This window comes from Cytobacillus gottheilii, from assembly GCF_001636345.1.
GTDB classification, from domain to species: Bacteria; Bacillota; Bacilli; order Bacillales; family Cytobacillaceae; genus Cytobacillus; species Cytobacillus gottheilii.
Genome location: NZ_KV440945.1, coordinates 4378481 through 4398542, shown reverse-complemented (window position 1 = coordinate 4398542; position 20062 = coordinate 4378481). Strand labels below are relative to the sequence as shown.

The 20062-nt window shown below is 39.8% G+C and carries 17 protein-coding genes; 15 read left to right on the top strand and 2 right to left on the bottom strand.

Going from position 1 to position 20062, the window contains the following annotated elements:
- Nucleotides 1-348 (bottom strand): transposase (locus A6754_RS21320; RefSeq protein ID WP_180320258.1); only part of this gene is annotated, 348 nt, incomplete at its 3' end.
- Nucleotides 349-969: 621 nt separating this feature from the next.
- Here A6754_RS21320 and A6754_RS21315 point away from each other — a divergent pair.
- Nucleotides 970-2436, top strand: a complete 1467-nt coding sequence (locus A6754_RS21315; protein ID WP_066450732.1) for a SulP family inorganic anion transporter — start codon at nt 970-972, stop codon at nt 2434-2436.
- 162 nt (nt 2437-2598) lie between these two features.
- On the opposite strand, the gene A6754_RS21310 is transcribed toward A6754_RS21315, so the two are convergent.
- On the bottom strand, nt 2599-3789 hold the full coding sequence (locus tag A6754_RS21310; RefSeq protein WP_066450730.1) for a dicarboxylate/amino acid:cation symporter: 1191 nt from the start codon (nt 3787-3789) through the stop codon (nt 2599-2601).
- Nucleotides 3790-4196: 407 nt separating this feature from the next.
- Here A6754_RS21310 and A6754_RS21305 point away from each other — a divergent pair, with 407 nt between their 5' ends.
- The 14 genes from A6754_RS21305 to cshA all read left to right on the top strand — a co-directional run bounded on the left by A6754_RS21305 (nt 4197) and on the right by cshA (nt 19888).
- Nucleotides 4197-5276: a D-alanine--D-alanine ligase gene (locus tag A6754_RS21305; protein ID WP_066450725.1), complete on the top strand. Its 1080-nt coding sequence runs from the start codon at nt 4197-4199 to the stop codon at nt 5274-5276.
- 168 nt (nt 5277-5444) lie between these two features.
- Complete coding sequence (locus A6754_RS21300; RefSeq protein WP_066450710.1) at nt 5445-6821, top strand: UDP-N-acetylmuramoyl-tripeptide--D-alanyl-D-alanine ligase; 1377 nt, start codon at nt 5445-5447, stop codon at nt 6819-6821.
- Between the two features lie 441 nt (nt 6822-7262).
- Nucleotides 7263-8798 carry a phytoene desaturase family protein gene (locus tag A6754_RS21295; RefSeq protein ID WP_066450707.1) on the top strand — a complete coding sequence of 512 codons (1536 nt, stop codon included), beginning with the start codon at nt 7263-7265 and terminating at the stop codon, nt 8796-8798.
- A gap of 1 nt (nt 8799) precedes the next feature.
- A complete protein-coding gene (locus A6754_RS21290) occupies nt 8800-9702 on the top strand; it encodes a phytoene/squalene synthase family protein (protein ID WP_218971005.1) in 903 nt (300 codons plus the stop codon).
- Nucleotides 9699-11192 (top strand): phytoene desaturase family protein, encoded by a 1494-nt coding sequence (locus tag A6754_RS21285; protein WP_066450704.1) that lies wholly within the window; start codon nt 9699-9701, stop codon nt 11190-11192. Before A6754_RS21290 ends, A6754_RS21285 begins: the two co-directional genes overlap by 4 nt.
- Nucleotides 11193-11204: 12 nt before the next feature.
- The gene (locus A6754_RS21280) at nt 11205-12326 is read left to right on the top strand and encodes a glycosyltransferase family 2 protein (protein WP_066450701.1); all 1122 of its coding nucleotides are present in this window, start codon (nt 11205-11207) and stop codon (nt 12324-12326) included.
- Nucleotides 12327-12336: 10 nt separating this feature from the next.
- Nucleotides 12337-12813 (top strand): glycosyl-4,4'-diaponeurosporenoate acyltransferase CrtO family protein, encoded by a 477-nt coding sequence (locus A6754_RS21275; RefSeq protein WP_066450700.1) that lies wholly within the window; start codon nt 12337-12339, stop codon nt 12811-12813.
- A 166-nt stretch (nt 12814-12979) separates the two neighbouring features.
- Nucleotides 12980-13702 carry a hypothetical protein gene (locus A6754_RS21270; RefSeq protein WP_066450690.1) on the top strand — a complete coding sequence of 241 codons (723 nt, stop codon included), beginning with the start codon at nt 12980-12982 and terminating at the stop codon, nt 13700-13702.
- 27 nt (nt 13703-13729) lie between these two features.
- Complete coding sequence (locus tag A6754_RS21265) at nt 13730-14128, top strand: GntR family transcriptional regulator (protein WP_066450688.1); 399 nt, start codon at nt 13730-13732, stop codon at nt 14126-14128.
- 2 nt (nt 14129-14130) lie between these two features.
- Nucleotides 14131-14988 (top strand): ABC transporter ATP-binding protein, encoded by an 858-nt coding sequence (locus A6754_RS21260; protein ID WP_066450680.1) that lies wholly within the window; start codon nt 14131-14133, stop codon nt 14986-14988.
- A gap of 1 nt (nt 14989) precedes the next feature.
- Nucleotides 14990-15922, top strand: a complete 933-nt coding sequence (locus A6754_RS21255) for an ABC transporter ATP-binding protein (RefSeq protein WP_066450677.1) — start codon at nt 14990-14992, stop codon at nt 15920-15922.
- Nucleotides 15915-17126: an ABC transporter permease gene (locus A6754_RS21250; protein ID WP_066450671.1), complete on the top strand. Its 1212-nt coding sequence runs from the start codon at nt 15915-15917 to the stop codon at nt 17124-17126. The genes A6754_RS21255 and A6754_RS21250 overlap by 8 nt, the downstream gene beginning before the upstream one ends.
- A 184-nt stretch (nt 17127-17310) precedes the next feature.
- A complete protein-coding gene (locus A6754_RS21245; protein ID WP_156495835.1) occupies nt 17311-18021 on the top strand; it encodes an alpha/beta hydrolase in 711 nt (236 codons plus the stop codon).
- Between the two features lie 376 nt (nt 18022-18397).
- Nucleotides 18398-19888 carry a degradosome RNA helicase CshA gene (gene cshA, locus A6754_RS21240; protein ID WP_066450664.1) on the top strand — a complete coding sequence of 497 codons (1491 nt, stop codon included), beginning with the start codon at nt 18398-18400 and terminating at the stop codon, nt 19886-19888.
- Nucleotides 19889-20062: the final 174 nt, after the last annotated feature.

Below are 20062 nucleotides of genomic sequence, written 5' to 3'. Positions count from 1 at the left end.
TTTAAAACGACGCTCATAGTTTTTACCGAAGGTAGAGAAGTGAGGAACTTTATCATAAAATCCATATCCTAAAAACCAGCGATAAGCCATGTTTGTTTTTAGTTCCTCAATGGTTTGGCGCATGGACCGAATACCGAAGGTATATTGAATAAAAGTAAGCTTTATTAAAATTACCGGGTCAATACTTGGACGACCTACTTCTGAATATGTATCTTTCACTAAATCATAAATGAAGGAGAAGTCAATTGCAGCCTCCATTTTTCGTACTAAATGGTTTTCAGGTACCAGTTGATCTAACGTAACCATTTCAAGCTGATCACGTTGAATCGAATTATGTTTGGAAAGCATCTTTCATCACCTCTAACCTTATTCTCCTTTTATTCTAAAACAAAAAAGACTGTAGGCAAACTCGATTTTCATCGAGTTTGTCTACAGTCTGGGAATCCTTTAAAAGGATTCTTTTTTTCTTTATATTTATATTGTCAAAAATAAGTTGTTTATATTGTTTGGTAGAATATCAGAGAAAAACTTCAATAAATGAAGGAAACAATATATTTAATCGCTTACACCAAACTTGTAAATTATCAATTGTATGATATGATACATATGTTTTTAACGGCCCCGACGTCGATGAGAGTTCGACGTCAACTAAATAAAAAGTAAGTGTATGTGAGAAGCACCATTTTAAGGAACTTAACTATCTTTATACTGACAGAAAGTATAATTGCAAAGCTAAACCTAATCGTTGCCTTGCAGGCTAGTCTTTATGTTCAATTTTAAAAAGCAAAAAGAGTGCTTTTAAATGGACTTAAATGCCGTGATCCTTATTATGACAGCTAATCTAACACTGAGTTTGCGAATAAAGGGTGCAGCACTTTTTTCTTCTATGAAAGGTGTTGTTATTTTGTCTGTTCGCTTTTTTTGTGCTCTTCTTTTATACACTTACAATTAAAAAAATGAGGTGGAATATTGAGAGTATTATCAATGAAAGAACAATGGTTTGGAAATGTGCGAGGAGACATTTTGTCTGGAATTGTTGTTGCGCTTGCCTTAATTCCGGAAGCAATCGCCTTTTCAATTATTGCGGGTGTTGATCCGATGGTTGGCTTGTATGCTTCTTTCTGTATCGCTGTCACCATATCGATCGTCGGAGGCAGACCTGGGATGATCTCCGCTGCTACCGGAGCAATGGCTTTATTAATGGTAACACTTGTTGCTGATCATGGTTTGCAATATTTATTTGCGGCAACGGTTTTAACAGGTGTCCTGCAAATTCTGTTTGGGGTATTTAAGCTTGCGCGGTTTATGAAGTTCATTCCCCGTTCTGTAATGATCGGTTTTGTAAATGCCCTGGCGATTTTAATTTTTATGGCTCAGCTCGAACAATTCGTAGATGCAACCTGGGTCATGTATGCTATGGTAGCAGGCGCTTTGGCTATTATTTATCTTTTCCCTAGAATGACAACGGCGATCCCTTCGCCGCTAATGGCCATTGTGGTGATTACCATTATTGCGCTTATGACAAATAGTGATGTACGTACAGTTGGTGATATGGGCGCTATTACTTCTTCACTTCCTGGTTTTCTGATTCCAGATGTGCCATTTACTTTTGAAACACTGCAAATTATTTTTCCTTACTCGATTGCATTGGCAATTGTTGGCTTGCTGGAATCTCTTCTGACGGCATCAATTGTTGATGATATGACAGATACAGCAAGTGATAAAAACCGTGAAAGCCGCGGACAGGGAATTGCCAACATTGTAACAGGCTTTTTCGGAGGCATGGCTGGCTGTGCGATGATTGGCCAATCTGTAATTAATGTAAAATCAGGGGGAAGAGGAAGACTTTCTGCCCTCGTCGCCGGGTTGTTCTTAATCTTTTTAATCCTTGTACTTGGTGATATTGTTGTACAAATTCCAATGGCGGCACTAGTAGGTGTTATGTTTATGGTTTCAATCGGAACCTTTGATTGGGCTTCACTTAAAGGGCTTGCGAAGGTACCGGTAACTGACTCGATTGTAATGGTAACAACAACTGTCACGACAGTTGTTACACATGACCTTTCAAAAGGGGTATTAGCTGGTATTATTCTAAGTGCGATTTTCTTTGTAGCAAAAATCTCAAAGGTGCAAGTAAACTCCACAGCTCAAGGTGTGAAGAAGCTGTACACTGTTACTGGCCAGGTGTTTTTTGCTTCAGTTGATGAACTAGTTGCATCCTTTGATCTATACGATGAGATGAAAGAAGTCGAGATCAATTTCAGCGGTGCTCATATATGGGATGATTCTGCGGTTGCTGCGATTGATAAAATTGTCATTAAACTGCGGGAGAATGGAAAGCAAGTACAATTAACTGGCTTGAATTCACCAAGCATGAAGTTAATGGAGCGACTTTCTATTCAGCATAATCCAGGTGCTAAACTGTCTGGACATTAAAACACGCGTCTTAGCGTGTTTTTTTGCGGTTAAAGGATAAAACGATTCATATACTGCCTGCAGGTTGAGTTCAGGTCACCGATGTTGTTCTAGTTGTAACGAAATTAACAAAAAAAACGCAAGTAGCCTTGGTGGCTTCTTGCGTTTTCTCTAAAAAGAGTATTAAGCACTCTGGGAATCGAGGCTGTTTTTCTTAGCTGATTTTCCGCTAAACTTATCTGCAAGCACCGTTAGTGCACCGTCCCCTGTCACATTACAAGCTGTACCGAAGCTGTCTTGTGTCAAATAAAGAGCGATCATTAATGCAATCATTGTTGCGTCAAAACCTAGCATGGATTCAAGCAATCCAAGCGCCGCCATAACCGCACCGCCAGGAACGCCCGGTGCAGCAATCATCGTAACACCTAGCATCAGGATAAAAGGCAAAATCTCGATAAAGGAAATGCTTTGTCCCTGAAGCATGATTACAGCAATGGCACAGCTGACAATTGTAATAGTGCTCCCTGAAAGGTGAATGGTTGCCAATAAAGGAACAGAGAAATCAGCTGTTTGTTCACGTGCCCCAATCTTTTTCACTTGCTTTAAAGTGACTGGGATTGTTGAAGCAGATGATTGGGTGCCGAGTGCTGTGAAATAGGCTGGAAGCATTTGTTTAATCATAATGAATGGATTTCTTTTTGCTGCAGTTCCGGCAGCTGTGTATTGAATGAATAAAATGATAAGATGAAGAGCGATAATCATGATAAATACTTTTGCGAACACACTCATGATTGTTCCGATTTGTCCGCCTTGTGTCATGTTTGAAAAGATTCCAAAGATATGGATCGGCAATAATGGAATGATGATTTTTTCGATTAGTTTCTCAACAATTGCTTGAAAATCGTTTAATGCATTCTGTAATGTGCTTCCCTTAATAGAGGCAAGACCTAAACCTAATGTAAAAGCAATTAGCAGGGCAGTCATTACACCCATAATTGGTGCCATTTCAACTGTGAAAATTGGCTCAAGCAAAGCTTCCTCAGGATTATCGAATTGTGTAAAGCTTTGGTTCTTTAACATCATAGGATAAAGAGAGCTTGCAGCAATATAAGCTAGAATACCTGCTGCAATGGTTGAGATATAGGCAAGGCCAGTTGTAATCCCAAGCATTTTCCCTGCCCCTTTGCCCATAGAACCAATTCCTGGGGCAATAAAACCAATAATAATAAGCGGTATGGCAAATCCAAGAAAGTTGCCAAACAAACTGTTAAAAGTGGCAAACACCCTAATTGCAATTTCTGGCAAAAAGGTGCCGGCAATAATTCCTAAAATAATAGCAATAATAATTCGCGGCAATAAGCCAAATGTCCTCATCCTTCTGTCCTCCTCTAAAATACAATTGTTTTTAATAGGAGGATTATAACGCATGATTTACAAAAAGTTAATAGAAATAAATTATTTTAGAATAATAAAATTATTCCATATATTCAGATTAATAAAATGTAACCGAAAAATAGGCTCAATGTAACTTTTCTTTAATGTTGTCATGATTTAATAGGGTAAAATGAAATAAAATCATTTAGAAAAGCTACATTTAATACTCTGGTTCATACATATACGTATAGGCGAATATTCACTTTTCAGTAATGAGCAAATAAAGTGCCATACTTGCTCTAAAACAATTGTAAGCTGACCTTCTTTAACAGCAGGTATCAGATGGAACTTTTACGCTCAAAAGTGTAAAATGATTTTGTGCGATTTAAAAATGGAGGTTCAACAAAATGAAAACTAAAATTGGCTTGTTATATGGCGGCAAATCTGCGGAGCATCAAGTTTCTATGCAAACAGCGCTGGCTGTCATTAAAGCTTTAAATCCAGATAAATTTACAATTCATCCTATTTATATAACTGAAGATGGCCGCTGGGTCAAAGGGAACGAGTTAATTGGACCTGTTGAGGAAGTGAAGGAGCTTGCGTTTGAGCAAGGAGAAGCCTTGACTCCCACAGCATTGGCACCAACCCTGTTTAAAGCATCTGATGAAGATGCAGGGCCATTTGATGTGATTTTTCCGTTATTACATGGACCAAATGGAGAAGATGGTACTGTTCAAGGAATGCTTGAATTGCTGAATCTTCCTTATGTAGGAAACGGTGTACTTGCTTCATCTGCCGGTATGGATAAAGTGATTATGAAAAACATTTTTGCCCAAGCAGGATTGCCGCAAGTAAAATATGTTTGGTTCATTCGCAGCGAGTGGAAAAAAGCCGAGGAAGCTGCATTTGAGAAGGTGGAAACAGAAATAGGATATCCTTGCTTTGTGAAACCTGCAAATCTTGGATCAAGCGTGGGAATCAGCAAGTGTGAAAACCGGGAAGAACTTTCGGCCGCATTTGAAGAAGCGTTTCAATTTGACCGGAAAATCATTATTGAAGAAGGAGTAACGGCTCGCGAGATTGAAGCGGGAGTTATGGGCAATGATGATCCCGATTGCTCTGTTGCAGGTGAAATTATTCCGAAAGCATCTTTTTATGATTATAAAGCGAAGTATCAGGATGGGGATACAGCAATGATGATCCCAGCTGAAATTACTGACTCGGAATATGCCGCGCTGAAGGAAATGGCCATAACAGCGTTTAAAGCCCTTGATTGTTCAGGATTGGTAAGAGCAGACTTCTTCTTAACAAAAGAAGGTCAATTTTATATTAACGAAGTAAACACAATGCCTGGATTTACTCCGTTTAGCATGTTCCCGCTGTTATGGAAGCATTCTGGAGTAGAGTATCCCGAGCTTATTGAACGCCTTGTTCAGCTTGCGCTGGAGCGGCATGAGGAAAAACAGCAGATTAAGCACACGATGTAATCTGGGTGTTTGTGTTTACTGAAAAAACTAATAAATAGTGAAGCATTGCGCCTCCCTAAACTGTCTACTGCACTATAGACCGATGAACAAGGCGTGTATGCTTTCTACATATGTTTATATTGATAGGCATACACAAAGTAGATGATCCATGAAAATAGGAGGCAGGCCATGATAAAGAGAACCTTACAAGAGATAGCCGGTATGATTGGGTTGGACGATTTCGAATCCCAGCATTCGAACGTGCATATTACCGGGGTAACCATAGATACAAGAAAAATTACAGCTGGAAATTTATTTGTTCCTTTTAAAGGTGAGCGTGCTGATGGGCATGCATTTGTTGAGGAAGCTATAAATCAAGGAGCAGCCGCTGCATTGTGGCAAAGTGATGTTCCTAATCCGCCAATGCATTTGCCGATTATTCTCGTAGAAGATACATTGCTCGCATTGCAGGAACTTGCCCGCAGCTATCGAAAACAGTTAAATGTAAAAACAATTGGGATCACTGGCAGCAATGGAAAAACAACAACCAAGGATATGACTGCTAGTCTATTATCGCTGAAATACAAAGTGCAAAAGACAGAAGGAAATTATAATAATCATATAGGCCTTCCATTAACCATCCTCAGCCTTGAAGAAGATACTCAGCTGGCCGTTTTAGAAATGGGGATGAGCGGAAAAGGGGAGATTGATTTTCTCAGCCGTCTTGCCCAGCCAGAGGTTGTTATGATTACAAATATCGGTGAAGCCCATCTTCAGGATTTAGGATCCAAAGAAGGGATTGCACAAGCGAAACTTGAGATCATTAATGGTCTAAAAAACGATGGATGTATTATCTATATTGGAGATGAGCCGCTCCTGCAGCAATACTTTGAACAGTATAATGGCGGAGCAGTGCTGAAGACCTTTGGTTCAAACACTTCCAACGATTTATATCCGACACATATCAGTCAAAGTGATGATGGAAGCTGCTTTAAGGTGAATATCTCAGATAGAGAATTCCAGCTCCCGGTGCTGGGTACTCATAATGTTCTTAATGCTCTTGCAGCCATGACAGCAGCCTCTTTTTATGATATTTCCTTTGAGGATATGAATGAAGGACTATCCAAAATTAAGCTGACCAATATGAGAATGGAACTTTTACAAGGAAAGAAAGGCGAGCGAATCATCAATGATGCTTACAATGCAAGCCCAACATCCACGAATGCAGCGATTGAATTGATTGCGAACCTTCCCGGATATCAAAATAAGATTCTGGTCCTAGGCGATATGCTGGAATTAGGCGATGAGGAAAAGGAATATCATATCAAGGTTGGCGAGTCTATTGATCCTGATAAAATTAGTGCTGTCTTCACATATGGAGAACTTGGACAATACATTGCAGAAGGTGCCCGCCGTGTTTTCCCGGAAGATAGAGTATATTCATTTAAGGAAAAACAGCCGCTTATTTTGCAATTGCAAAAGCTGGTGAATCAAGAAACAATCGTACTGGTAAAAGCATCAAGAGGTATGAAGCTAGAAGATGTTGTAGCAGGTCTTCAGGAATAAACTGTACTGCTGATGTTTAAGGATTCATAGCAACAGATATTGAGGCAATGTACGTAAGCTTTGGTGAGCAAGAATAACTAAATAATCTGTTCTACTGGAAAAACTACCCTGTTTCATGTGAAACAGGGTAGTTTTTTTATTATTCATAGGTTTTATTGTGAAAGTGTTTAAGTGGTAAGGAGAAAAGGGTTAAAACTGTATCCCAATCATAGAGTTAACCTGAACAAAAGTTAGAGAAGTGCATGATGAAATAAGCCTTCAAAGTATTGATTTTTAGCGCTAATACATTAGAAGTCCTTGTCGAATTTTTAAAAATCATCTTAATTGACACTAGTGTCACTTTGAATAATAATAAACTTACATTTTATATTTTAATACGATTTTCCTACCCAACTCATCCTTACCACAAAGTAGAAAACATTAAACCTAAAGGAGTTAACTATGAGAAAAAAAGTAATTGTGATTGGTGCAGGGATTGCTGGATTGGCCAGTGCCATTAGACTTCAGCATGCAGGTTATAACGTGGAAGTTATTGAAAAAGGGAAACTGCCAGGTGGGAAAATGAACAGAATTGAAAAGGACGGCTATTCATTTGATTTAGGTCCAACACTAGTCATGATGCCTGAATTGTACAGAGAAGTGTTCGAACTCGCTGGAAAAGATCCTGATGATTATATTCCGATGCAAAGGCTTGACCCTATGTATTCGGTATTCTTCGGCAATGAAAAAGAGGATCGTTATGAAATCTCATCTGACCTGACGCATTTAATGGAAACATTAGAAACAATTAGTGATCGTGACGCGCAGGGCTTCTTAACATATATTCAAAAGATTTATGAGCGTTTTATTGTTGCAAAGGAACACTTCCTTCAGCGTCCATTTCGTCATGCGAGCGATTTTTATAACCCATTTATGCTTCGGCAGGCGATGAAGTTAAGAACGTTAAGCAGTGCTGACAAATTTATTGGCAAGTATGTCAAAAATGAAAGATTAAAGCATATGCTCAGTTTTCAAACTTTATATATAGGTGTTTCACCCTATAATGGGCCATCATTGTATTCCATCATACCGATGATTGAACTTCTTTATGGTGTTTGGTTTTTAAAAGGCGGAATGCATACAATGGCAAAGGCTCTTGAAAAACTGTTTGTCGAATTAGGCGGAAAGATCACCTATCAAACGGAAGTTGAAGAAATACTGATTAAAAATGGAGCGGCAAGGGGAGTCAAACTTAGCGATCAAATCATCCACAGTGATTATGTAATGTGTAATGCTGACTTTCCCCATGCAATGAAGAACCTGGTGAAGGATCAGAAGGCAAAAGGCAAGAAATACACAGATGAAAAGATTGATAGAATGAAATATTCATGCTCTTGCTTCCTCATGTATCTGGGAATGGATAAGAAGTATGATCAGGTTGATACGATACACAATTTCTTTTTCAGTGAACATTTAAAGGAAAATATTGATCAAATCTTCTCTGGAGAACGCATCGAACACCCTTCTTTTTATGTGTATATGGGTTCAAAGATCGAGCCTTCGATGGCCCCTGAAGGCAAGGATGGTTTGTATGTTCTTGTGCCTGTATCTGATTTATCAACAGGCGATGAAAAATGGGATGAGGAAACGATCAGCTATTATCGCACAAAGGTGCTGGATACGCTAAAGACCATCGAGGGATTCGAAAATATTGAGAATGAAATAGTTTCCGAAAGTTATATGACGCCAGTGGACTTTAAAGAAAAACTGAATGCCTATAATGGAGCCTGTTTTGGGTTAAGGCCGAACTTAATGCAGAGCAATCATTTACGCCCTCAAAGCAAGGCGAAAAATTGTGAGAACCTCTACTTTACCGGAAGCAGCACCCATCCAGGAGCCGGAGTGCCAATTGTATTGCTGTCTGCCAAAATTGCAGCAGATGAGCTGATGCTTGATGATGGAACACTCGGCAGTGCTTTAACTGAAGGAGGTGCCTGAAGTGATTAGCCAAATGAAGGTACAGCTCGATCAAGATTACAACTATTGCGAGAACATTATCAGGCAATACTCGAATAGCTTTTACTATACCTTTAAACAGCTGCCGGAAGAAAAGGCGAGAGCGGTCTTTGCTATATATGCGTTTTGCAGGAGTGCAGATGATATTTTAGATCAAGCGCTTTTGACTAAGGAAGAAAAAGTACAGCAGCTGCAGCAGCTTGAGAATGATCTTCGCTCCTTTGAACACTTCGAGGAAAAAAGCACGCCATTATGGCGGGCGCTTCGTGATGTGTTTAATCGTTATCCTATGAAAATAGAACCTTTTTATCATCAAATTCAAGGTCAGAAGATGGATATCCATTTTAACGCAATGAACACCATAGATGATGTCGAGATATATAGTTATCTTGTTGCAGGATCTGTAGGATTAATGCTTCTTCCTATTCTGACAGACGAGGTAAAGCCTGAAGCGGAGAAAGCGGCAGTTCAATTAGGCATTGCCATGCAGATGACAAACATTTTAAGAGATATCGGCGAAGATTTCGATATGCTCGAGCGTGTCTATCTGCCAGTAAGTGAAATGAATCGCTTCCACTATTCAATGAGAGAATTAGAGAAGCATATTATTAATGATTCATTTATTCAGCTATGGGAAAGATTAGCGGGGAGAGCTGAGGATCAATATGATTTTTTTGAAGATCATATCTCCCTTTTCGCAGCAGATAGCCGCTTTCAGGTTTTAATGGCAGCGCGTGTTTACCGGCAATATTTATCCATTATTCGTCATAAAAACTATAATTGCTTCACTGAAAAAAGTTCAATTAAACGGTCAGATGTTGAACGAATTGCGAGTTTGACTATGATCGAGTTTGAAAGCAAGCGTGAACGGAGCGGGTCAAGATGATGAAAAAAAAGGTGATTGTCATAGGAGGCGGATTAGGGGGCTTATCCGCAGCAATTTCTCTTGCACAAAGTCATTACGATGTAACACTTCTTGAACAAAACATGCATATTGGCGGAAAGCTGAACCGTTTGGAGATGGAAGGATTCGGTTTTGACTTGGGGCCAAGTATTTTAACCATGCCGCATATTTTTGAAAGGCTTTTTAGCAGCAGCGGCAAGGATATGAAGGATTATATTACTATTCAAAAAGTTGAACATGAATGGAGAAGTTTTTTTCCGGATGGTGAAATCCTCGATTTATATGGTGATTTAAATACGATGGCAGCCGAGAATCAATTTCTAACGGAGAAAGACATCCAAGAATATAAAAGATTTTTAGATTATGCCAAGGGCTTATACGAAATGACGGAAGAAGGGTATTTTAAAGATGGACTGGATACGACACTCGAGGTAATAAAAAAGCATGGACTATTTAAGTCTATGAAAGGGTTTGATTTGTTTTCAACCATGTCAGAGGCAATTGACCGTTATATCACCAATAACAATTTAAAAACCATGCTTTCTTATTTTATTAAATATGTCGGTTCTTCACCGTATGATGCACCTGCCATTCTAAATATGATGATTTATATGCAGCATGCTCAGGGAGTCTGGTATGTGCCAGGCGGCATGCACCGTATCGCAGATGGCATGGTGAAGCTGGCGAAGGAAATAGGAGTCGATATTCAGCTTGGCAAGAAGGTCGCACAGCTCATAAAGAATTCCAACTCTATTGAAGGTCTGCTCCTAGAAGATGGAACCAAGTATAAGGCAGATTATTATATCTCCAATATGGAAGTAATTCCGGCATATGAAAAGCTATTAGGCGAGTCAAAAAGCTATATAAATAAATTAGAAGAAAAGTTTGAGCCGTCCAGTTCAGGGCTTGTTCTCCATTTAGGAGTAAGAGGGCATTATCCGCAGCTGGCACATCATAATTTTTTCTTTTCCAGTAATTTAAAAGAACAAATGGATAAGATTTTTCATCAAAAGAAACTGCCAGATGATCCAACGATCTATTTGGTCAACGTGAATAAAACAGATCCAGCCCAGACATTGCCAGATCATGAAAACCTGAAAGTGCTTCCCCATATTCCTTACATTCAGGATCAGCCTTTTACTGAGAGTGATTATAGGAATCTCCGCGAGAAGGTATTAGTGAAGCTGGAGCATATGGGGTTAACGGATTTACGGAAGAATATTGTCGTTGAAGATATGTGGACACCGCATGATATTCACAGGATGTATGGATCTCATAGAGGTTCGATTTATGGTACGGTCTCTGATAAAAAGAAGAATAAAGGCTTCAAGCATCCTAAGAAAAGCCAGTTATACGATAACCTTTATTTTGTAGGTGGAACCGTCAATCCAGGCGGTGGGATGCCGATGGTTACGTTAAGCGGCCAGCAAGTCAGAGATAAAATCATACAGGCTGATACCAGCTCGTTCTAAAGGGGTGTATGGATGCTGACAGTTCTTATGTATATTAGCCTCACTCTTGCGGTCATTAGCCTTTTAGCAGGGGCACTTATGTTATGGCGTATTCCTGCGATTCCACCTGGTCATAAAGAAAAGCAAATGCCAGCGGTTTCCCTTATTATTCCTGCCAGAAATGAAGCGGTACGGATACCGCCGCTGCTGGAAAGCATCACTAAGCAAGAAGGAGTACGCTTTGAGCTGATTGTAATTGATGATGAATCGACTGATGATACAGCAAGGATTGCGAGAGAATATGGTGCTTTCGTTTTTAACAGTTCAGAAATAGAGGGAAGCTGGAAAGGGAAATCAGCTGCCTGCTGGCAGGGTGCACAGAAAGCTGGGTTTCCTCTTCTATTATTTTTGGACGCTGATACGCAATTCGTTCATGCCAATAGTTTAAGAGATTTAGTGCAAGAATATGTGATCAAAGGGAGCAGGGGTATTTTATCCCTGCAGCCTTATCATGTTATGAAAAAAGGCTATGAACAATTATCTGCTGTCTTTAATATGATTGTTTTTGCAGGGATGAATACGTTCACTCCCTTTCAATCGAAGCTGAAAAGTGCTGGTTCGTTTGGACCGTGCATTTTAACGAATCGGGAAGATTATTTTTCTGCCGGCGGACACAAAGAAGTTGGAGATGCAGTAATGGATGATCTTGTATTAGGAGAGTTATACATGTCATCTGGTTATCCTGTAAGATGTGTAAGCGGAAAAGGAACAATCCTATTTAGAATGTATCCAGAAGGAATGCGAACGTTGGTTGACGGGTGGTCAAAAAGCTTTGCAACAGCATCTAAATCAACACATCCATTGGTAATCACGCTCATCAGTATTTGGATTGCAGGGGCGTTTGTGTCAGCAGCGTTATGGGCTTCATCACTGTTTCTTATATCATCGGCATGGATTATCATCTCAACCGTGCTGTATGTTTTGTATACTATGCTTTTATACTGGCATGCCAGAAGGATTGGATCCTTTCATTGGCTTGCGATCCTTTGCTATCCGCTCCTGTTTATCTTTTTTACATGTATTTATATTCGTTCCTTTTATTTAACGAATATAAAGCATGCTGTGGAATGGCGGGGAAGAAAAATTCGAGTGTAGGTGAGGGGACATGCCGATTGTAGAGTTACCTTTATTGTGGCTTTTGGTGATCAATATTCTTGCATGGGCGTTTATCCATATTATTCTTTCGTTATGGACCGTCACCATTCCGATTGAAAAATTTATGAAGAATAATGATTTATATAAGATTCAAAACTGGGAACGTTCTGGCGCATTTTGGGATCGCTATTTTCATGTGAAAAGGTGGAAGGATCGCATACCAGATGGTACAAAGATTATTGGACAGGGGTTTGAGAAATCAGCCATAATAGGCAAGTCAAAAAATCACCTGCGTTTATATGTTTATGAATCGCGGCGGGCAGAGTTTAATCACTGGCTTTCCATGCTTCCTGCTCTTTTGTTCTTTCTATGGAATCCTTTTTGGGTAGGAATGCTAATGATTGTATATGCATTGGTTTTTAATTTACCGATCATCATCGTACAGCGATTTAATCGTGCGAGATTAGAAAAAGTCTTAAAATTATAAGCAGAGCCGATGGCATAACCATCGGCTTTTTCTTATGTTTTTCGGCCCTTAATAAACTTCAATTTTCTAAAAATATCAAAAAGGGGGTTGATAACTGTTATTATTTTTCATATACTGTGTATATAGATATAAACAGTATAACAGTTAAAGCAAGGAGGTTTTTCGATTGGTAGAAATCAAGCAAGCTTGGTGGCTCGCAAAATTCGAGGTGAAAGAAACAGCAAAGAGGCTCTGGCTCATGCTACCCTTTGCACTTATATTTGGATTTTTTTTCACGGTAGCAATTGAGGAAGAGATGAGCTTTTTGTATGACCTATTCTTTATTATTAATTTCTGGTGTATGACCTATTGGATGAGACCGAAAGAGATTCAGTTTCAGAAAGTAGATGAAGGTGTCTATGCTGCGCCTTACTTCTTAATGCTTAATCAACTCGCGGTTAAAAGAGAAGCATTGATTATCAGCCGTTATCTGGTTTACTTCATCTTTGCGATCCCGTTTAATATCGTTGTTCTGACCATTATGCTTGTTTTCTCGGACTTTTATCAAGCTGAATTGCAAGGAGCTTCAGCTGCAGCATTTTTCATCATGTGGATTAGTTTTGGGATTATAGGAGGAGCCCTTTTTCCTGCAAGTGATGTTGGAGATACAACAACAAAAAACAAATGGTTTTATGCAGCATATACGATCCTATTCTTTGGCAGTTTGCTTGGCGCTATATTCGGAGTCCATTTTTGGGCGGGGAAGGGCATTGTGTTTTTAAGTATAGAAGCTGCGCAAAAGTGGCCAGCAGTTTCTATTATAAGCAGTGTGATCCTTTCAATCGTTTCAATCAAATATTTTAAAAACTATGCTGAAAAGCAAATTAGAAAAATGAATTACTTAAAATAATGAATGCAGATGGAAGGGGGCGAAGGAGTGCAATTACCAATTCGTCTTTCAAAAGATTCCAAAACACCGATTTATCATCAAATTGAAGAGCAGGTGAAAGCGTTAATCGCCGGCGGGCAGCTGCCTGCAGGAACACCGCTTCCCTCTATTCGAGCTTTGTCAAAAGATCTTGAAATCAGTGTGATTACAACAAGAAGAGCCTATTTAAATCTGGAGCATGGAGGCTTTATTCAAACATCACAAGGAAAAGGGACATTTGTAGCAGATGTTTCTGCTTCCATTAAAGAGGAGGTTAAGGTTTCTGCCGTGTATAAAGCAATTGAGAATAGTGTTGAAACAGCGCTTCGTCATGATTATACATTAGAACAGATTGAAGAAGTATTTAAGGAAGTCATAGCAGTTTTGAAAGAGAAAGGAGTGAGTTAGGCATGAATGATGTAAAGGTGAAGGCGGCAGTTAAAAGAATAGATGATTTTCAGCTTGGACCCATTGATCTGCAATTTGAGACAGGAACCATTACCGTTATTGCAGGTGACAATGGAGCAGGCAAAAGTACGCTATTAAAAATGCTGATGAATTTAGCACCCGCTGACAGCGGTTCGATTGAACTTGGCGGGCAGGCTGTCAGCTTTGAAAATGAAGAGTGGAAGCAGCTTGTCGCTTATCAGCCGCAGACAGTAATAGGCTGGGATCTTTTTCGGGGAAGAGAGCTTGTTTCTTTAATGGCAGGCCTTTATCCAAGCTGGGATCAGAGCTTTTTTGACAAAATCGCAAAATCTCTAAAACTTCCGCTGGATAAAAAGTTTGCAAAGCTTTCGCAGGGAGTGCAGCAAAAGCTTTGTCTTGCTCTGGCTCTTGCACGTGATACAAAATTTATTATTTTGGATGAACCAACCGCACATATTGATATCCCAGCGAAAAGAACTTTACTGAACTTCTTTATTGAATGGATGGATCGCGGAGATAAAGTCATGATCATTTCCAGTCATCAGACAGAGGATATCCGCAAGCTGGCGGATTATATAGCCGTCATGAAAAACGGCCAGCTTATCGGTCATTATGTAAAGGACGAATTAGACGGTTCATACAGACGCTACTGGCTTGAAGAGCCACTATCAAGCTATCTGCCGGGAGAAGTGAATCGCGAAAATGATAGAGTCATATGCGTCAGCGAACCGGAAAAAGCTGAGCAATATATGACGGCAAAGGGAATCAATTGGCTGCAATCAGAACCACTGGATATAGAGGAAATCATTTCGTATATACTTTCAGAGGAGGCGGAATAAAGTGACTGCAGAAACATTAAGAGTCGAAGGTGTAGGAAAATCGTTTAAAGATAAACGAATCATTAAGGACATTTCATTTGAAGTTAGAAAAGGAGAAATCCTTGCTATTCTCGGACCGAACGGTGCAGGTAAATCTACAACCATTCGAAGTATTGTAGGCATTATGTATCCTGATGAAGGCTCTGTTACGTACCAGGGAATGAAAACTGGAGAGATCCCTAAAAATAAAATTGGCTATCTGCCGGAAGAGCGCGGTTTATATAAGAAAGTGTCAATTATGGATATCATTCTTTATTTTGCAGAATTAAAGGATTATCCCAAAAAGAAGGCTAGAGAGAGAGCTTTATATTATTTAAAAAAGCTAGGTTTGGAAGGGAAAGAGAAAAGCACGATTGAGGAATTTTCTAAAGGGATGGGTCAAAAAGTTCAATTTATCGCTTCGATTATCCATGAACCTGAGCTGCTGATCCTCGATGAACCGTTCTCTGGTCTAGATCCGGTCAGCCAAGATGTGATGAAGAACGAAATTAAAGAACTGGCTAAAGCCGGTACGGCCATATTGCTGTCTGCACACCAGATGAATGTTGTTGAAGAGCTATGCGATCGCCTTTTCATGATTCACCGCGGTGAAAAAGTAGTGTATGGCAAACTTGATGAAGTTAAGGCGCAATTCGGCAGCTATAAGTGCACATTGAGAGGTCAGAATACGATCGCTAGTCTGGAAAAGCTGCCGCAGGTAAACAGAGTAGAACAAAACGGGGAAACATCTGCTCTTTATCTGCAGCAGGATATCAATCCGGCTAAGTGGCTGCGTCAATTGCCTGAAACGATAAACATTCAGGAGCTTTCCATCAGCCGTACTTCCCTTCATGAAATCTTTATTGATATTGCAACGGATAAAAACTTACTGGAAAGGAATGATCAGCATGCGTAACAGTATGAAAGTGGCTAAGTGGGAATTTAAAAAGAATGTTAAAAATAAATCCTTTATCATTTCTTTGCTGATTACTCCACTTATGTTTATCATATTTTACTCCCTTCCCAATCTATTAGATTCATTTGAATCTGAACCAGAGGCTCCAACTGTTTATATCCAGGATGATTTGCAGATTTGGGAGAGTATGGGTGCACTTGTTGAGGCACAAGGCATTGAATGGGACACTGAGATTACCTCGGAGAACCAGGAAAGCATTTTAGATGAAGTTCAAAATAATGAAAATACAGCCTATATTGTGTTTGATGAACAAGCTTTAGAAGAAGGTTTACTGACCGTTTACACGAACGAAAGCATGGAAGGCGAATTCAGCCAGGAAGTAAATATTCTGCTTCAGCCGCTCCAGCAGTTCAGGATTAGTCAGTTAGAATTATCTGATGAAGAAGCAGCTTATATTGCAAGAGATATATCGATCAATCAAACTGAAATGAGCCAAAATACAGATGAGGGAACAGATCCTATGACACGTTTAGTGCCAGGAATATTTGGCGGTGTCATCCTGTTTTCGATCGTCATGACAGGAATGATGGTTTTCCAGAGTGCTTCACAGGAAAAAAAGGAAAAAGTAGCAGAGATTATCCTTTCTTCCTTAAAGCCGACAGAGCTTATGCAAGGGAAAATCATTGGTTATTTCGCAGTTGGCATGTCACAGGTGCTTGTATGGGTGATTATTCTTCTTCCGTTCTTACTGTGGAAATCAGATTTTCCGATTGCTGAATATTTATTTGTTCCTGAGACATTGTTCTTCGTCTTTATCTCTATTCTGGGCTATCTGCTGTTTGCAGCGATTTTCGCAGGAATTGGCGCTACATTTGAAGATGTTGATACGACAAGTAATTTTCAAGGATTTGTTTTTATGCTGCCATTTGTGCCACTGCTCTTTATCGGTCCTGTATTATCAGATCCAAGCGGAATCATTGCCCAAATCGGCACGTACTTCCCGCTTTCTTCACCAGGTGTATTGCTTATGAGACTGTCCATGCTTGACAGCTGGCCTTGGGTCGAGATCGGTATTTCACTTGCCATCCTGATCGCAAGTATCTGGATTTGCATGAAGTTAGCTGGCAAGATCTTCTCCATCGGAATTCTGATCTATGGCAAAAATGCTTCATTAAAAGAAATGGTGAAATGGTTAAAATACTAGCTCGACCAAAGATCCCCTTAGGCAGGGGATTTTTTTGTGCGACTAGGAGGCTCAGCACTCGCCATGCGGGAATGTGAGTACCATGGGGTGGAAATCACTTGCAAACTTAAATGGGTTTCAGTAGTAAGAAATAGAGGAAAGAGATACAATAATAACAATTATGGAGATAGGCGGGTGGCTTAAGGTGATTGGATGTATGTGTATTCATGGATTTACAGGTGCTCCATTCGAGGTAGAACCGATTGCTGCTTACTTAAGAGAGCATACGGATTGGGAGATCGCTGTTCCTACCTTGCCTGGGCATGGAGAAAGCTTGGCGCTAAAAGGTATTGAATATAGTAAATGGATCCAGCATGCTGAAGATGAATTGGAAAGATTAAGTGCAAAATGCGACAAAGTGTATGTAATCGGTTTTTCAATGGGCGGTTTAATCGCCAGCTATCTGGCTGTAAATCATAAAGTGGACCGTCTGATTCTGCTTAGTGCAGCTGCTTATTATGTAAATCCCCGGCAGCTTTTGAAGGACGTTCGAGAAATGTTATCTGATGCATTTCAAGGAAAACTGCTTAAAAATGAAATGTTTGTCCGCTACTCCAGGAAAATAAAGGCTACACCCATAACAGCTACACTTCAGTTCCGCCGTCTTGTTGGAGCTGTAAGGCCGATCTTAAATAAAGTGCATGTTCCTACCCTAATTGCTCAAGGTGAAAGTGATGGTGTTGTTCCTCCTAAAAGCGCTGAATTTCTATATCGCCATATAGGAACAGAAACGAAAAAATTAATTTACATTAAAGACTCAAAACACCTTATATGCCATTGCAGTGAGAATGAGAAATTGTTTGAAGAAGTATTAGAGTTCTTAGAAAACAAGGGAGAAGACGTGAAAACGTCTTGATTGCGGCGACCATATCATTGCAATGAACCATTATCGGTGATAAGATTAAAGTTATAGTTTTCACAGGACTTCTCAGAAACCCGGACATACTCCAGTATTAGGAGAATGTCTTTTTTCATGAATAACGGTCTAGGATGACAAACGTCTTCGTGTTATAAGTTAGGTAAAATTGATCGGTTAAAACCGGTTTCTAAACAATAACAAAACTGATAAAAGTGCTTTCTGCATAAATTTGAAAGGACCTTCGTTTCCTCATCCTTCCTCAAGCGGGTTTCAGTGATCGGCAGCATCCACATGGGAGCGGCTGTCTTATGAGTGTTAATCCTGCATGCATCACAGAAAATATTTTTCAATTGATAGAAGGAGAATGAATATAGTGACAAAGTTTCAAGATTTGGGCATAAGCCCAGCTACAATGAAGTCTTTAAATAGAATGGGATTTGAAGAGGCGACGCCAATTCAAGCGCAAACCATTCCACTTAGCCTGGAAAATAAAGATTTAATCGGTCAAGCCCAAACGGGAACCGGGAAAACAGCTGCATTTGGAATTCCAATGATTGATAAAATTGATTATGAAAAAAATGTAATCCAAGGAATTGTCATTGCTCCAACTCGTGAACTGGCGATTCAAGTATCTGAAGAACTGTATAAGATTGGCTTTGGAAAACGCACAAGAGTTCTTTCTATATACGGCGGCCAGGATATCAACAGACAGATCCGCGCTTTAAAAAATAAGCCTCATATCATTGTAGGAACACCTGGACGTATTCTGGATCATATTAAGCGCAAAACACTTCGTTTAGACAACGTGCATACTGCGATCCTTGATGAAGCGGATGAAATGCTGAATATGGGCTTTATTGACGATATTGAAGCGATCCTATCCAGCATTCCTGAAGAACGTCAAACACTTCTATTCTCAGCTACAATGCCAGAGCCGATCCGCAAAATGGCAGCTCGCTTCATGAAAGAACCGCAAATTGTTCGTGTAAAAGCAAAAGAAATGACAGTATCACTCATCGATCAATATTACATTGAAGTGCAAGAGAAGAATAAATTCGATGTGCTGACACGACTGCTTGATATCCAGTCACCAGAGCTTGCGATTGTTTTTGGACGGACAAAGCGCCGGGTTGATGAGCTTGCAGAGGCTTTGACGCTAAGAGGCTATATGGCTGAAGGAATTCACGGTGACTTAAGCCAAGCAAAACGAATTTCCGTTCTACGCAAGTTTAAGGAAGGTTCTATTGACGTTTTAGTTGCTACAGACGTAGCTGCACGCGGCTTGGACATTTCAGGGGTTACGCATGTATATAACTTTGATATTCCTCAAGATCCAGAAAGCTATGTCCACCGTATTGGCCGTACAGGGCGTGCTGGCAAAGAAGGTGTAGCAATGACGTTCATCAACCCGCGTGAAAAATCCTATTTGCATGTGGTTGAGCGAACAACAAAGCGTAAAATGGAACGCATGGATGCTCCAACACTTGATGAAGCGTTGGAAGGCCAGCAAAAGGCTGTCGTTGAAAAAGTGGCGCAAACAATTGAAGAAAACAACCTTTCTTATTACAAGCAAACAGCAGAAGAATTACTGGCAAATCAGGATGCTGTTGCAGTTGTTCAAGCAATGCTTAAGATGCTGACGAAGGAACCGGACACAACACCTGTTAAATTAACAGAAGAAAAGCCGCTGCCAATGAAGCGCGACAGAAAGCCTTATGATCGCAGTAAAAGTTATAATGGCGGACAAAGAAACCGTTCAAATGGACAATATAAACCTCGTCAGGGGCATGCAGGCAAAAGATCTAATTATAATAACAGTAATAATAAATCAAATTCAAATTCAAATTCAAATACGTATCGTTAAAGCGGAGGGCCTTTTGGCTCTCTCTTTTTTTAGGATTTAAAAAGTAAAACGATGTTCGCATGCTTAGGATAAGAGATAGCTGCATTAAGTGATCATTCTGCCTTTTATGCGTATAATAAAATTCAATAAGAGAAATTCCACTTAAAGGAATACAACGAACTTACATGTCATGTA

Bases quoted from the DNA above. Each gene is read 5' to 3' on its own strand.
- A6754_RS21250 (WP_066450671.1), top strand. From the start codon at position 15,915: ATGCGTAACAGTATGAAAGTGGCTAAGTGGGAATTTAAAAAGAATGTT.
- A6754_RS21285 (WP_066450704.1), top strand. From the start codon at position 9,699: ATGATGAAAAAAAAGGTGATTGTCATAGGAGGCGGATTAGGGGGCTTA.
- A6754_RS21295 (WP_066450707.1), top strand. From the start codon at position 7,263: ATGAGAAAAAAAGTAATTGTGATTGGTGCAGGGATTGCTGGATTGGCC.
- A6754_RS21310 (WP_066450730.1), bottom strand. From the start codon at position 3,789: ATGAGGACATTTGGCTTATTGCCGCGAATTATTATTGCTATTATTTTA.
- A6754_RS21305 (WP_066450725.1), top strand. From the start codon at position 4,197: ATGAAAACTAAAATTGGCTTGTTATATGGCGGCAAATCTGCGGAGCAT.
- A6754_RS21300 (WP_066450710.1), top strand. From the start codon at position 5,445: ATGATAAAGAGAACCTTACAAGAGATAGCCGGTATGATTGGGTTGGAC.
- A6754_RS21280 (WP_066450701.1), top strand. From the start codon at position 11,205: ATGCTGACAGTTCTTATGTATATTAGCCTCACTCTTGCGGTCATTAGC.
- A6754_RS21275 (WP_066450700.1), top strand. From the start codon at position 12,337: ATGCCGATTGTAGAGTTACCTTTATTGTGGCTTTTGGTGATCAATATT.
- A6754_RS21260 (WP_066450680.1), top strand. From the start codon at position 14,131: ATGAATGATGTAAAGGTGAAGGCGGCAGTTAAAAGAATAGATGATTTT.